Origin of the sequence: Marinobacter sp. (genome assembly GCF_040882185.1) — a bacterium.
GTDB lineage: Bacteria > Pseudomonadota > Gammaproteobacteria > Pseudomonadales > Oleiphilaceae > Marinobacter.
Map to the genome: position 1 here is coordinate 157,087 of NZ_JBBEBW010000036.1, position 14,466 is coordinate 171,552.

Annotated in this window: 15 protein-coding genes; 12 read left to right on the top strand and 3 right to left on the bottom strand. The window is 55.1% G+C overall.

All coding sequences use genetic code 11. The features are described from left to right. Positions 1-20 precede the first annotated feature (20 nt). Together WEB64_RS17465 and dcd are read right to left on the bottom strand one after the other, a co-directional pair. Entirely contained in the window at positions 21-620 is a 600-nt protein-coding gene (locus WEB64_RS17465) for a YjaG family protein (RefSeq protein ID WP_368061065.1), read from the bottom strand. Positions 621-683: 63 nt separating this feature from the next. Beyond that, positions 684-1,250 carry a dCTP deaminase gene (gene dcd / locus WEB64_RS17470; RefSeq protein WP_368061064.1) on the bottom strand — a complete coding sequence of 189 codons (567 nt, stop codon included), beginning with the start codon at positions 1,248-1,250 and terminating at the stop codon, positions 684-686. Positions 1,251-1,698: 448 nt separating this feature from the next. Here dcd and WEB64_RS17475 point away from each other — a divergent pair, with 448 nt between their 5' ends. The 5 genes from WEB64_RS17475 (at position 1,699) to WEB64_RS17495 (ending at position 5,917) form a co-directional block, all read left to right on the top strand. Further along, positions 1,699-2,271 (top strand): porin family protein, encoded by a 573-nt coding sequence (locus WEB64_RS17475; protein ID WP_368061063.1) that lies wholly within the window; start codon positions 1,699-1,701, stop codon positions 2,269-2,271. 173 nt (positions 2,272-2,444) lie between these two features. Further along, positions 2,445-3,044: a paraquat-inducible protein A gene (locus tag WEB64_RS17480; RefSeq protein WP_368061062.1), complete on the top strand. Its 600-nt coding sequence runs from the start codon at positions 2,445-2,447 to the stop codon at positions 3,042-3,044. Continuing rightward, positions 3,041-3,658: a paraquat-inducible protein A gene (locus WEB64_RS17485; RefSeq protein ID WP_368061061.1), complete on the top strand. Its 618-nt coding sequence runs from the start codon at positions 3,041-3,043 to the stop codon at positions 3,656-3,658. The genes WEB64_RS17480 and WEB64_RS17485 overlap by 4 nt, the downstream gene beginning before the upstream one ends. Next, a complete protein-coding gene (locus tag WEB64_RS17490) occupies positions 3,651-5,324 on the top strand; it encodes an intermembrane transport protein PqiB (RefSeq protein ID WP_368061060.1) in 1,674 nt (557 codons plus the stop codon). Before WEB64_RS17485 ends, WEB64_RS17490 begins: the two co-directional genes overlap by 8 nt. After that, entirely contained in the window at positions 5,321-5,917 is a 597-nt protein-coding gene (locus WEB64_RS17495) for a membrane integrity-associated transporter subunit PqiC (RefSeq protein ID WP_368061059.1), read from the top strand. The genes WEB64_RS17490 and WEB64_RS17495 overlap by 4 nt, the downstream gene beginning before the upstream one ends. Before the next feature lie 26 nt (positions 5,918-5,943). Here WEB64_RS17495 and apbC read toward each other — a convergent pair whose 3' ends face one another. Then, positions 5,944-7,044, bottom strand: coding sequence for an iron-sulfur cluster carrier protein ApbC (apbC, locus tag WEB64_RS17500; protein ID WP_368061058.1), 1,101 nt, complete (start codon positions 7,042-7,044; stop codon positions 5,944-5,946). A gap of 144 nt (positions 7,045-7,188) precedes the next feature. On the opposite strand from apbC, the gene metG reads away from it, so the two are divergent. The 7 genes from metG to WEB64_RS17535 are packed head-to-tail and all read left to right on the top strand — an operon-like array spanning position 7,189 to position 14,456. Further along, positions 7,189-9,225, top strand: coding sequence for a methionine--tRNA ligase (gene metG / locus WEB64_RS17505; protein ID WP_368061057.1), 2,037 nt, complete (start codon positions 7,189-7,191; stop codon positions 9,223-9,225). Positions 9,226-9,242: 17 nt separating this feature from the next. After that, positions 9,243-9,824, top strand: coding sequence for an electron transport complex subunit RsxA (gene rsxA, locus WEB64_RS17510; RefSeq protein WP_368061056.1), 582 nt, complete (start codon positions 9,243-9,245; stop codon positions 9,822-9,824). Positions 9,825-9,835: 11 nt separating this feature from the next. Continuing rightward, complete coding sequence (rsxB, locus tag WEB64_RS17515) at positions 9,836-10,414, top strand: electron transport complex subunit RsxB (protein ID WP_368061055.1); 579 nt, start codon at positions 9,836-9,838, stop codon at positions 10,412-10,414. Further along, on the top strand, positions 10,414-12,021 hold the full coding sequence (gene rsxC, locus WEB64_RS17520; protein ID WP_368061054.1) for an electron transport complex subunit RsxC: 1,608 nt from the start codon (positions 10,414-10,416) through the stop codon (positions 12,019-12,021). Before rsxB ends, rsxC begins: the two co-directional genes overlap by 1 nt. An 11-nt stretch (positions 12,022-12,032) precedes the next feature. Continuing rightward, positions 12,033-13,085, top strand: a complete 1,053-nt coding sequence (rsxD, locus tag WEB64_RS17525; protein ID WP_368061053.1) for an electron transport complex subunit RsxD — start codon at positions 12,033-12,035, stop codon at positions 13,083-13,085. Positions 13,086-13,087: 2 nt separating this feature from the next. Then, complete coding sequence (gene rsxG, locus WEB64_RS17530) at positions 13,088-13,714, top strand: electron transport complex subunit RsxG (RefSeq protein WP_368061052.1); 627 nt, start codon at positions 13,088-13,090, stop codon at positions 13,712-13,714. A gap of 25 nt (positions 13,715-13,739) precedes the next feature. Further along, positions 13,740-14,456: an electron transport complex subunit E gene (locus tag WEB64_RS17535; protein ID WP_368061051.1), complete on the top strand. Its 717-nt coding sequence runs from the start codon at positions 13,740-13,742 to the stop codon at positions 14,454-14,456. Positions 14,457-14,466: the final 10 nt, after the last annotated feature.

A 14,466-nucleotide genomic window follows, 5' to 3' on the forward strand; every position in this document is an offset into this window, starting at 1 on the left:
CGAAAACAAGCTGGCCAGAATCAACCCTCGAGGGAAATCCCTATATTACTCACACCCTGATTGGCTGATTCCTCTTTGAGGCGCTCGAGAAACTGCTCTGTCGGGGTCCGTTGGCGCTTTACCGATAACACTACGTCACGCTGAAAAGCTTTATCGATCTTCATCAAGTCATGGCGATCCAGCAATCGCACCAACTCATCTTCTTCCATGCCCTCGCCTTCCGACACTTCGATAAAGCTCATAACCGTGCCTGTAGCCCATTGCGAAGCTTCGGTGGCACGGTGACGGTCCGGGTTGAGACGGTTCAACAGGGCCTGCTCCAGCAGCCGACAGCAATCGAAGGCCGGATATACCCCATAGGCATCGTATTGCTCAACATCGGGAGAGAGGCTTTCAAGCCTGGCGAGCATATTGGGAATTGCAGATTCCGAGGGCTCTTCCTGCAACATAGCCCAAGCCTGGTCGAGCAGATAACGCATTTTACCGCCGCCCTTCATGCCAATGGCATCAGAAAACAGGGCGTAATTCGGAAAGGCGCGTTCAGCCAGCGCCAACAGAAAGGCGCATTCGCGCCAACCCTGGAGTTGTTCAACCGCCTTTAGGAACTGATTAGCGTTCAAGACTGTCCTCCCCGTTCAAGACTGTCTCCCTGAACTGTAATGCGTTTGAACAATAATGTGCATTCAGGTGCGCGGTAGCGTAACACCGGTCTGGCCAAGGTATTTTCCGCCGCGATCCTTATAGCTGGTTTCGCACACTTCATCGGATTCAAAAAACAGCATCTGCGCGACGCCTTCATTAGCGTAGATCTTCGCAGGCAGATTGGTGGTATTGGAGAACTCCAGCGTCACCTGACCTTCCCATTCAGGCTCCAGTGGCGTGACGTTCACAATAATCCCACAACGAGCGTAAGTTGATTTACCCAGGCAAATCGTCAGTACGTTCCTCGGAATACGGAAGTATTCCACCGTACGAGCCAACGCAAAAGAATTGGGCGGAATGATACACACGTCGCTGGTGATATTGACGAAGCTGTTGTCGTCAAAATTCTTCGGGTCCACCGTAGCCGAGTGAACATTAGTAAAAATCTTGAACTCATTGCTGCAGCGAACGTCGTAGCCGTAACTGGAAGTACCATAGGAGATGACCCGGCCCTTGGAAGATTCCCGAACCTGGCCAGCTTCGAAAGGCTCGATCATGTCGTGGCTCTCGGCCATACGACGAATCCATTTATCGGATTTTATGCTCATCAGTGCAGTCTCATCATGAGTTCGAAAGGTGTTGCCGCCCGTCTCTCGGCTGACGGAGGCGTATCTTAACGCCAGTGCAGGTCGAATACAAAATGTGTATCCGATCCTGGCATTCCAAGCGTATCAAGGCTTCAGGTGCTAATTCGCTGGGGGGGGGGAACCCAAGACCCTCCGGCCCGATCAGAATCCCAGACCCGGGAAAACAACCTATGTTTATATTTACCAACAATTAACAAACATCAAAGTGGATTTTATAAAAAATCACATGATTAGCTAATCTATTTAATGCTAGGAAACATTAAATATATGTATTTATAATTTAACTAAAAGCTATAAATTTCAGCGTATTATTATTACAAGTCATTCGATTTGAATTGTTACCCCAATCAAGTCAAATGAATTTATTTGCTTAAGCAGTTTATTTAATGAACCACAGGGAAGGAACGATATGAACTACAAAACCAAGTTTGCATGTGCGACCGTCTTCACTGCTGCTGCGTTTGCAGCACCTGCAGTCTACGCTCAGGACAGCCGAGATGATTCCGGACTGTTTATCAGCGGTAGCTATGGTGGCTACAAGTCACATGGCGGCGAATTTGAAGACGAGAACGACCTGTTTGGTGCTTCCGTGGGCTATCAGTTCAATGAATTCTTCGCCCTTGAAGCCGATTATATTGACTTCGGTAATTTTGGTGATGACGATGTAAAAGCCGACCTGAAAGGTCTTGGACTGTCGGTGCGTGGACGGCTGCCGGTCACAGAAAGCTTTGGCGTTTACGCAAAAGCCGGTGCTTTCGTGTCTGCATTTGACGTTGACGCTTTTGACGAAGACGAGACCTACGACGACGTATCACCTTTCGTCGGTGCAGGTATTGATTTCCGCATCTCCCAACAGTTGACTGCGTTCGCGGAGTACGACCGCTACAACGTTGATATTGACGAAGACGACTTCAACGGCCAGATCACCAACGACGGACCAGAATTTGATACCGGCCGGGTTGGCGTGCGTCTGTTGTTCTAAAGAACAAGCGAGCCTCGCCTGGCACCTACAGTCTTCAGAGCACGGAGAGACGATTCAGGAGTTCATCAGAGGCTCCCAAGCGCTTGCAGTAACAGTGGAAGTGCACCACTCTGGACAGGGAGTCGCGATTCACCCAAGCTGACGTCTGACCGTCAGCAACAGGAATCAGCGTGGTGCACGACCCGACCGAACTTATTATCTGCGATTATTGCGATTCGGTTTATCATCGGCCCGCATTAGCCAGCCACCAGCAGGCTCGGTGTCAACGGTGTGACGCCATACTCGCCCGCCACCATTTTTTATCCCTGGATCAGTTACTGGCGCTCACCGTGACTGCCGCGATGCTCTTGTGCTTCCTTCTTTTCTACCCAATCCTTATCGTTCAGACCCGAGGCCAGACTCAGTCAGCAACCTTGATCGAATCCGTGCTGGCTTTGGCTCAGGGCCCCATCAGCATAATGGCCATCACCACCGCGTTTGCGGTTTTACTGGTGCCCGCAATGCAGATTACTTTACTCCTCTGGATCCTTGTGTACTCACGTTTTTCAAGGCGTGCGCCCGGCTTTCGACAGGCCATGCTCACGCTTACTGCGTTGCGCCCGTGGAATATGCTTGAGGTTTTTCTGTTAGGTGCGGTAATCGCCATTGTAAAGCTCACAGGACGCCTTGAAGCGCTGCCCGCAGTCGGATTGTTTGCTTTGGGCGGTCTCAGCCTGTTGATGATTGGCATTGCCGGTCGTGACCTGCCTCTGCTTTGGGAAAAGCTGTTGTGAGCCCTCCATCCGCCCGTGAACTTAATCTGCTACAGTGCCATCGCTGTCGGCTTGTTTGCACTCGTGACGTTACCGGACAAACCTGCCAGCGTTGCGGAACACATCTTCTTGCGCGGAAACCGAACGCTATCGCTCGTACCTGGGCCCTGATGATTGCCGCTCTTATTCTTTACATACCTTCCAACGTGCTGCCCATTTTGCACACCAGTGCACTGCACCATGAGTCGACCACCACTATTCTTGGTAGCGTTGTTACACTGTGGCGGGCAGATGCATGGGATATTGCCGCCATTATATTTATAGCGAGCGTCGGTGTGCCCGTCACCAAATTCCTGGTGCTCGGATTGCTGTTGGTCACCGTTCAGCGAGGCAGTATCCGGTCACGCAAAGAGCGGACAAAGCTATACCGACTGCTCGAATTGATAGGCTACTGGTCTATGCTTGATGTTTTTGTAGCTGCTCTGCTAGCAGCCCTGGTGCAGTTTGGTGCCCTTGGGGCCATCGAACCAAAGGCAGGGATTCTGTTTTTTGGCTTGGTGGTTATCCTCACCATGATGGCCACGCTGAGTTTTGATCCACGACTGATATGGGATTCACAACCAAAAAATGAGTAATAGCCCTTCCACCCAGCCCGGCGAGGCCGATGTCCGCTCCCGTCGTGTCGGTTTATCACTGGCCTGGCTGGTACCGATCGTCGCCGCCCTGGTCGGACTCTCGATGCTTGTCGGATCATGGCGTGACGCTGGACCCACGATCGAAATCACCTTTGACTCCGCCGGCAGCCTCACCCCGGAGAAATCGCCGGTTAAATATCGGAACGTAGCCATCGGTGAGGTCAGAGAGGTCACACTCAGTGACGACCATCACAATGTGGTTGTTACCGTGGATCTGAACAAAAGTGCCGACGCATTCGCCCGTGAGGATTCACGCTTCTGGGTCGTGAAGCCACGCATCGGCGCAGCAGGTGTTTCCGGGCTGGATACACTGTTGTCCGGCGATTTCATTGCGGCCACCCCCGGCACCTCCGACTCCGCCTCTAAAACCTTCAGGGGGCTCGAAACGCCACCACCGATCACCTATGACGAGCCGGGTAAGCGCTTCGGTCTGAAAGCTCCTGACCTCGGCTCCCTTGATATCGGGTCAGCAGTCTACTATCGCAAGGTAAGGGTTGGTGAAGTGGTCTCCTATGAATTGGACCCGTCCGGCGAATGGGTCAACCTGGGAATATTTATTACCGCTCCAAACGATCAGTACGTCACCGCTAACACTCGGTTCTGGAATGCCAGCGGCATTGATCTCGGGGTCACTACTGAGGGCATCGAACTTGATCTGCAGTCTCTGGCGGCAGTGCTTGCAGGCGGAATCGCCTTTGAAGTGCCCGCCCGGGAGCCGCCAGCAGAGTCGGCCAGCCCCGAGAACGAATTCACGCTATACAATGACAGGGCCTCGGCAATGGCTCCTGACAAGGGCCCTGCCCATTCGATCCATATGCGTTTCGATCAATCGCTGTTGGGACTGAACGAGGAAGCCCCGGTTTACTTTATGGGTAATGAAATCGGTGAAGTAACCAGTGTAACTCTAGATTACGATGCCAGGCAGCAAACCTTTCCGGTGGTGGTGGACGCCAGAATTTATCCCCGTCTGATGGGCCAGGCTTACGACCAACTGCTGGAGACCGTCGGTAATAAAGCCGATGATGAAAACCCCAAGGCACCCATGGCGACAAGACTGTTCAGACAGTTGGTCAAGCATGGCCTGAGGGCTGAGGCACGCACCAGTAATATTCTGACCGGGCAACTCCATATTGCACTCGAGTTTTTTCCTGGAGCCCAAAGCACCCAGGCTTCCGTCTCACTGGTCGACTCGAATCAAATCGTGATTCCGACCCAAGCCACCAACCTCGACAAAATGCAGGATCAGCTTACCTCCTTCCTTGAGACTCTCAACTCTCTGCCGCTCGACAGCATTTCAAATAACCTGGAAAGTAGCCTGGCAGAACTGCAACAGACATTGCGATCTATCAATAATGAAGCGCTCCCGACAACTCTCGACACCTTAAAGGGGATAGAAGAGCTCATGAACAGCATGGCATCGACGCTTGCATCGGCAGACGCCACCTTGTCACCGGACTCACCGGAACGCCAGCGTTTGGGCCTGGCTCTGGACGAGGTGGAGCGGATGTCCCGGTCCGTCAGGGAGCTCTCGGATTATCTGCGCCGCCACCCGGAAGCGTTGCTGCGGGGACGGAATGAGCAGGGCCAGAGCGAGTTCAGCCAATGAAATTATTACTTATCCCACGGCCCGAATCCGGGTGTGCCTGCAGAGGTTTTCTCACCTTCGTGCTTTTGGCTGCCTTATCCGCTTGCAGCAGCTCTCAGATTCGCGTTCACACGCTGGTGCCACCGCCGCTGGCAAGCGAGAACGACAGCAGCCCCGACGCGATTGCGGTGGAGCGCGTAAGCGTACCGCCACAACTCAACCGCACCGAACTGATTCTCCGCAAAGGTGACAGCCAATTGCTGGTACTGGAGTCGGACTGGTGGGGTGCCCCGTTACCGGAAGAAATTCGCAGTGCCCTCGCCACTCGACTCGAGCAGACAACAGGCTCAGAGTATCGGACCAGGGTCTGGGTTTCGGTTACGAGATTTGATGCCATACCCGGCCAGAGCGTTTGGCTGGACGCCGACTATCGACTGGCTGGCAATCCGGACCTGGCGACGTCCGCGCTGCAATGCAGCATTCGACGCCGTAGCGAGTCAGGTAACACCCTTGACTCCATTGTCCTCGCTCACCAATTGAACATCGAGGCGCTGGCGGAGGACATTATTATGGCAGTACGCAACCTCAACGCCGGTAACCCGGGTTGCCCATAACCGGCAATACGGATACCTGTTCACGTTTAGTCATCACTCATGGAAATACTGGGTATGGGTGAGCTCAGGTTTCGGGCTCGCTGAGACAGGGTCGCCCCTACCCGGCGGGCAATATCCCGATAACGTCGAGCCACCTCGGAGTCCGGTTCCGCCACCACGGAAGGCGTGCCACCATCGGTCTGTTCACGGATGGTCATGTGCAGTGGCAACTGGCCGAGCAACGTGGTGTCGTAATCGTCCGCCACGCGAGCGCCGCCGCCTTCACCGAAAAGATGTTCCTCATGGCCGCAGTTGCTGCATATGTGAACGCTCATATTTTCCACCACCCCCAACACCGGAATCTCGACCTTGCGGAACATTTCAATGCCTTTTTTGCAATCCAGCAGCGCGATATCCTGAGGAGTAGTAACGATCACTGCACCGGTGACCGGCACCTTCTGCGCCAACGTAAGCTGAATATCACCGGTGCCCGGTGGCATATCCACCACCAGATAGTCCAGATCATCCCAAAGAGTCTGGGTCAGTAACTGCTGAACCGCCCCGCTGACCATCGGCCCGCGCCAGACCATCGGGGTTTTATCGTTGACCAGAAACGCCATCGACATGGCCTGGATGCCATGAGCAGGCACCGGGATAAAATACTTGCCCTCTTTGGTGTCCGGTTTCTGGCCTTCAGGAATGCCCAGCATCATGCCCACACTGGGACCGTAGATATCGGCGTCCAGTACTCCGACCCGGGCGCCCTCCTGACTCAGGGCCAGCGCGAGGTTGACTGCTGTAGTGGACTTACCCACGCCGCCCTTGCCAGATGCCACTGCAATAATATTCTTTACCCCCGCAATGGACTGCAGATTACCCTGGGCCTGGTGGGCACGAATACGCTGACTTACTTTGACGGTAGCGGCGGTCACACCGGGGACATCCTCAAGTGCATTCCGGACGATTTCTTTCAGCGCGCCAGCGATTCCTTCTGATGCGTAAGGTAGCTCAACGGTCAGCGTAACCTGGCCATCTTCCCCGGCGATGAGGGTCTTGACCGCATTCAGCGCGTACAGGTTCTGTTCAAGGTAGGGGTCCAGATACTGGCCGACAGCGGTTTCAAGGGCTTGTTGGGAAATCTGGGTCATCGAACTCTCCACAGGGGTAAAATTCAGAAAAAACGGGCCAAAGCGACGAAAACACGGCTGGCCAGATGAAAAAAAAGTGCCCGGAAGGTATCATCTGTGCCCGCTTCTGACCATAACCATTCTTGACCAAGGTTCGGACCTAAAATGACGCAAGCGAGCTCACTGAAACAGCGCGATATTCTGGTGACCAGTGCCCTGCCCTATGCCAACGGGCCCATACATCTCGGGCATTTGCTGGAATACATCCAAACGGACATCTGGGTGCGCTATCAGAAAATGCGTGGCAACAACTGCCATTACGTTTGCGCCGACGATGCTCATGGTACCGCCATTATGCTACGGGCAGAGCGCGAAGGCATCACCTCCGAGGAGCTGATTGCACGCATTAACCAGGAGCATCAGGAAGACTTCAGCGGTTTCCATGTGGGTTTCGATAACTACTACTCCACGCATTCGGAAGAAAATCAGTCCTTTTCCAACTACATCTACAAACAGTTGCAGGACAACGGGCACATTGCCACTCGTAAAATCGTCCAGGCCTACGACCCGGAAAAACAGATGTTTCTGGCAGACAGGTTCATCAAGGGTACCTGTCCCAAGTGCAAGACCGAAGACCAGTACGGTGATAACTGCGAAGCCTGTGGTGCAACCTACACGCCCGCTGAACTGATTAACCCACGTTCAGCAGTATCCGGTGCCACACCGATCGAAAAGGAATCCGAACATTATTTCTTCCGCCTGCCCGAGTTTGCGGATTTCCTGCAAACCTGGACCCGTAGCGGCACCCTTCAGCCTCAGGTAGCGAACAAGCTTGCTGAATGGCTCGACGCTGGCCTGCAGGAATGGGACATCAGTCGCGATGCGCCTTATTTCGGTTTTGAAATTCCTGACGCACCCGGTAAGTATTTCTATGTGTGGCTGGATGCACCCATTGGCTATCTAGCCAGCTTCAAGAACCTGTGCGACCGGGAAGGCATAGACTTTAACCATTTTTGGAAGCCGGATTCCACCGCCGAGGTCTACCATTTTATCGGCAAGGACATCATCAACTTTCACGCCCTGTTCTGGCCCGCTATGCTCCACAGCGCCGGCTACCGGACTCCCAGCGCCATATACGCCCACGGCTTTGTGACGGTTAATGGCAAAAAGATGTCCAAATCCCGTGGCACATTTATTATGGCCCGCACCTATCTTGACCATCTGAACCCGGAGTACCTGCGCTATTACTTCGCGGCCAAACTCACCGGCAGCGTCGACGATATGGACCTGAACCTGGAAGATTTTGCGTTCCGGGTTAATTCCGACCTCGTGGGCAAGGTGGTCAACATTGCCAGCCGCAGTGCGGGCTTTATTACCAAGCGCTTCGACGGCAAACTCGGCCAGGTGACAGAAACTGACCATATGAAAACCTTCATCGACGCCGGGGATGATATCGCCGATTTCTACGAAGCCCGGGAATTCGGTCGTGCCATGCGCCGCATCATGGAGCTGGCGGATATTGCCAACCAGTATGTCAATGATGAGCAACCCTGGGTGATTGCCAAGCAGGACGGCCAGGACGACAAGCTCCAGGCTATATGCACTAACGCCCTCAACATGTTTCATTTGTTGATGACCTACCTGGCACCGGTGTTGCCGCAAACCGCCGAGGCGTCGGAGACCTTTCTTAATTCCAGACTTGACTGGAACAATCGATCCCAACACCTTGAAAGTCATGAAATCAATAAATTCAGCCCGCTAATGAGCAGAGTCGAAATGCCTCAGATTGACAAGATGCTGGAGGCCTCCAAAGAGGAGATGCCAGCCGCTGTGGGCGACAAGGCGCCAACGCAAACAAACGCGGAGCCAATTGCCGATGAAATCGATTTCGGCGACTTCGCGAAAGTGGACCTGCGGGTGGCGGAAATCGTCAAGGCTGAACATGTGGAAGGCGCCGATAAACTGTTGCGGCTGACCCTGAACATTGGTGAAGGCGAGCGCAATGTGTTTGCTGGCATCAAGTCAGCCTATACACCGGAGCAACTTCAAGGCCGGTTAACGGTTATGGTCGCCAATCTCAAGCCCCGCAAGATGAAATTCGGCCTGTCTGAGGGCATGGTGCTGGCTGCAGGTCCCGGGGGCAAGGATATCTTTATCCTGTCACCAGACTCTGGTGCTACCCCCGGCATGCGGATCATGTAAAACGAGAGCAAGCCAAGATGTCGGAATACCTGCTCATACTGGTCAGCACCATTCTGGTGAACAACTTTGTGTTGGTCCAGTTCCTGGGTCTATGCCCTTTTATGGGCGTATCCGGGAAGCTGGAAACCGCCATGGGTATGTCGCTGGCGACCACTTTCGTGTTGACTCTCGCTTCTATCTGCAGCTATCTGGCGTTTACCTATCTGCTGGCGCCCCTGGGCCTGGAATTTCTGAAGACTATTACCTTTATCCTGGTGATTGCAGTGGTGGTGCAGTTCACCGAGATGGTGGTTCGTAAGACCAGCCCTCTGCTCTACCGGGTTCTGGGCATTTTCCTGCCGCTGATCACCACCAACTGCGCAGTGTTGGGAGTCGCCTTGCTGAATCTCAATCGCCAGAACAACTTTGTCGAGTCGGTTTTGTATGGCTTTGGTGCAGCGGCCGGCTTCTCCCTGGTACTGGTGATGTTTGCCGCCATGCGCGAGCGTATAGCGGTGTCTGATGTGCCGGGAGTTTTTCAGGGGGCCTCTATAGGCCTGATTACCGCCGGTCTCATGTCGCTTGCATTCCTGGGCTTCACCGGCCTGGTCGGCGTATAAGGAGGCGAATCATGTGGACCAGTATAGTAATTGCTGTCGCGGTGCTCCTGGCGCTGGCGCTCATCTTTGGCGGCATACTTGGTTACGCCGCAGAACGCTTCCGGGTCGAAGGCAACCCGCTGGTCGAACAGATTGATTCGCTGCTGCCACAAACCCAGTGCGGGCAATGTGGCTTTCCCGGCTGCCGTCCTTATGCGGAATCCATTGCCAACGGGGATGCTATCAATAAATGTCCGCCCGGTGGTGAAGGTACTATCAAGGCGCTAGCAGATCTGCTGGATATTGAGCCCCAGCCACTGGACGCGGAACACGGCATTGAACAGGAAAAACGTGTCGCCATCATTCGCGAAGATGAATGCATCGGCTGCACCAAGTGTATCCAGGCTTGTCCGGTTGATGCCATCCTGGGCTCGGCGAAACACATGCACACGGTGATCCAGAGCGAGTGCACCGGCTGCGATCTCTGCGTTGACCCCTGCCCGGTAGACTGCATCGATATGGTGACCCTTGAGCCCGATATCCGGAACTGGACGTGGAGCCCTCCGGGCAAGTCGATTATTGCCACTGATCGTCAGGAGGCAATGGCCTGATGCGCAAACTCTGGGATTTCCCTGGTGGTATTCATCCACCGCAGCAAAAGAACCAGTCCAACACGCAGCCCATCCGCCACGCCGGGCTCCCGGACAAACTGATATTACCCTTGCAGCAACACATCGGCTCCCCTGCTGAAATCCGCGTAGCCGTGGGCGATACGGTATTGAAGGGCGACTGCCTGGCCACCCCGATCGGCATTCTTGGCGTTCCGGTTCATGCTCCCACTTCCGGTAGGGTGGAGGCCATTTCAAAGCAGCCGGTTCCACACCCCTCGGGCATGGTGGACTGGTGCATTACCTTGATACCGGACGACCGGGACACCTGGGGCAAACGTCATCCCATGCCTGACTACACCCAGCACCCACGCTCCGAAGTGCTCGCCCACATTCGGGATGCGGGCATTGTCGGGCTGGGCGGTGCCGGCTTTCCCACCAGCTTTAAACTGCATCCACCAAGGCATGACAAAGTTGAGACCCTGATTCTTAACGGGGCCGAGTGCGAACCTTATATCACCGCTGATGACGTTCTGATGCGGGAGCGAGCCGCCGAAGTGGTGGAAGGCCTGAACATTATGGCGTGGCTGCTGGAACCGGCCCATTGCGTGATCGCAGTAGAGGATAATAAACCTGAGGCAATCGCTGCCCTGAGCAGCGCTGCACAGGATACGCTGATCGAAGTGGTCGCCATCCGGACCAGATACCCCTCCGGCGGCGAGAAGCAACTGATCCAGATCATCACCGGTGAGGAGGTACCCCACGGTGGTATACCGGCCGATATCGGCACCATGTGCCAGAATGTGGGCACAGCAGTGGCCGTCTTTCGGGCCATTCATCATGGTGAACCGCTGATCAGTCGCATTACCTCGATTACCGGAAGGGCCGTAACCACACCCGGCAATGTTGAAGCCTTGATTGGTACACCTATTCAGTACCTGCTGACGCAGGCGGGTCTCCAAATTGACCGACTTGATCGCCTGATTCTTGGTGGCCCCATGATGGGATACACCCTGCAGAGTGCCGAAGTACCGGTCATAAAGACGACCAACTGTATCATTGCCGCCGTCAGTGGCGAGCTACCCGAGCCCCCACCCGAGCAGCCCTGTATCCGTTGTGGCGCGTGCGCGGAAGCCTGCCCGATGGAGTTGTTGCCACAGCAATTGTTCTGGTACGCGAAAACCGAAGAGTTTGAGAAAGCGGAACACCAGAATCTGTTCGACTGCATTGAATGCGGCGCGTGCTCTTATGTCTGCCCCAGCAGTATACCCCTGGTGCAATATTATCGTTTTGCCAAAGGCGAAATACGAACTCACAACGCTGAACAGTTGAAGTCTGATCATGCAAGAGTACGTTTCGAGGCTCGTCAGGCAAGGCTGGAAAGGGAGCAGGCAGAAAAAGAGGCCCGCCGGGAGGAACGCGCCCGCGCGGCGGCAGATGCTCAGACGAGAAAGAGCCAGCAGACTGATAATGTCGCCAACCCGAAGCCACTGGACGACCGCGCTGCCAAAACAGCCGCTGTTCAGGCCGCTTTGGCCCGTAAGGAACAGAAGTCGCAGCAGTCACAGGCTGCGGAGCATGCACCGAACGACAGCCCCACGAAGCGGTAACGGCAATACTGATGACACTACGACAACAATCATCCCCCCACACCCGTGGTGCACGCTCAACCGCCCGCGTCATGCTGTGGGTGATGCTGGCAACCCTGCCGGGGCTGGTCGCGCAAACGGTCTTTTTCGGCTGGGGTAACCTGATCAATGTTATGTGGTGTATAGCCCTGGCCATCGGAGCAGAAGCAGCTGTTCTCAGGCTCCGTCAGCGCCCGCTGGGGTTTTACCTATCTGACAACACCGCCGCCCTCACCGGCCTGCTGCTGGGCCTTGCGTTACCTCCATTCACTCCATGGTGGGTATCCGCTGTCGCGGTTATTTCAGCTATTGTGATGGCAAAACAACTCTACGGAGGTTTGGGTTCCAACCCGTTTAACCCGGCAATGGTGGGGTATGCGCTGGTGCTGATCTCGTTTCCAGTCGCCATGACAACCAATTGGGCAGCGCCTGCAGGCCTTTTAAACGGTACTCCCGGCTTCGTTGAAACATTGGGCATAATTTCAATGGGTCAACAAACCGCCATTGACGCCTACACAATGGCTACACCTCTGGATGTCTACAAACACGAGATTGGTGCTCTTGTAGCCGACGAAGTGCGGCAACATCCCAGTTTCGGTGATGGCATAGCGAAGGGTTGGGAATGGGTTAACCTGGCGTTTCTGGCGGGTGGCCTGGCGTTGCTCTACCTGAAGGTCATCACTTGGCATATTCCGGTCAGCGTCCTGGCCACACTAGCGATGACGAGTCTGGCTTTCGGCAGCAATCAGGACCTTTACGCGCCACTGTCCCTGCACATGCTGGCCGGTGCCACAATGCTTGGAGCTTTTTTTATCGCCACGGACCCGGTCTCGGCCGCCACCAGTCATCAGGGCAAACTGGTCTACGGAGCCGGTATCGGTTTGCTGCTATATATCATCCGGACCTGGGGAAGCTACCCCGATGCCGTCGCCTTCGCAGTGTTACTGATGAATTTTGCGGTTCCCTTGATTGACCATTACACGCCGCCCCGCACCTACGGCCACCGTAAGCCCCGCCGTGGCATTGCTCACAAGAGTTCGAAGTGACCGTGGCAGCCATCAGACAGTCCATCGCACGCAACGCCATCGGCCTCGGAATTTTTGCCGTGATTACCGCCGGTGTGATCGCCATTACTCAGGTGGTCACCGCAGAGCGCATTGCAGACCAGATTCGCCGGGCGGAAGCTGCAGCGCTGTTCGAGATTATTCCCGAACAACAGCACGATAATGACCTTCTGGCAGACACCGTCGAACTGGCACCAGACCCGCGTCTGGGCAACAAGGAACCGGTTGACGCCTGGGTCGCGCGTGAGGCCGGCGAGCCTGCCGGGATTATCATCCCGGTGGTCGCAAACGATGGCTACTCCGGGGATATCCGACTACTGGTCGGCGTGGCTCCAGATGGTACTGTATTGGGAGTGCGAGTGACCGCGCATCGGGAAACCCCCGGCCTCGGCGACAAGATTGAACTCCGGAAATCTGATTGGGTTCTGTCCTTCAACGGTCGCTCCCTGGGCGATCCCGAGCCGAATAGGTGGGCTGTGAGCAAAGATGGTGGAGTATTTGATCAGTTTACCGGTGCTACCATCACTCCCCGTGCAGTCGTGAAGGCGGTTCGACAGACCCTGAACTATGTACGGGACCATCAGCAAATCTTTCGGCGCGACGACGTCTGACCAACAGCAGCACCTGGGCAATCTAATGGCAACGAAGACCAGCACTGAGATCATCAAGGACGGCCTTTGGACCAACAACCCGGCGCTGGTTCAGGTACTTGGCCTCTGCCCTTTGCTGGCAGTCACCAGCACCGTGGTTAACGCCATTGGGCTTGGGCTTGCCACCCTGATGGTTCTGATCGGCTCCAACCTGGCGGTGTCGCTGATACGCAATTTCGTACAGGAATCCGTCCGACTGCCTGCTTTCGTGATGATCATTGCCTCCTATGTAACCTGCGCGGAACTCTTGATGCAGGCCTACACCTATGAGCTTTATCAGATCCTGGGCATTTTCATACCACTGATCGTCACGAACTGCGCCATCCTCGGCCGCGCCGATGCATTTGCTTCCAAGAATGCCCCGGGCCCCGCCATTCTCGACGGCGCCATGATGGGCATCGGCTTTCTATTGGTGCTCATTGTGCTGGGAGGCCTTCGCGAACTGCTTGGCCAGGGCACGTTGTTCGCTGGCATGGATTTGCTCGTAGGGCCAATAGCGGGCGATTGGATGATCCGACCATTTGAGCAATATCCGGATATGCTTTTTATGGTTCTGCCACCTGGTGCTTTTGTCGGGCTTGGCTTGCTCATCGCCCTCAAAAACGGCATCGACCGTCGTATAGCGGCCCGCCGACAGGCAAACGCCCGACAGCCAGAAACAGCGGGGAGCAAACGGGTACGTGTAACCGGCCATGTCTCTTGAAGGTACTAAC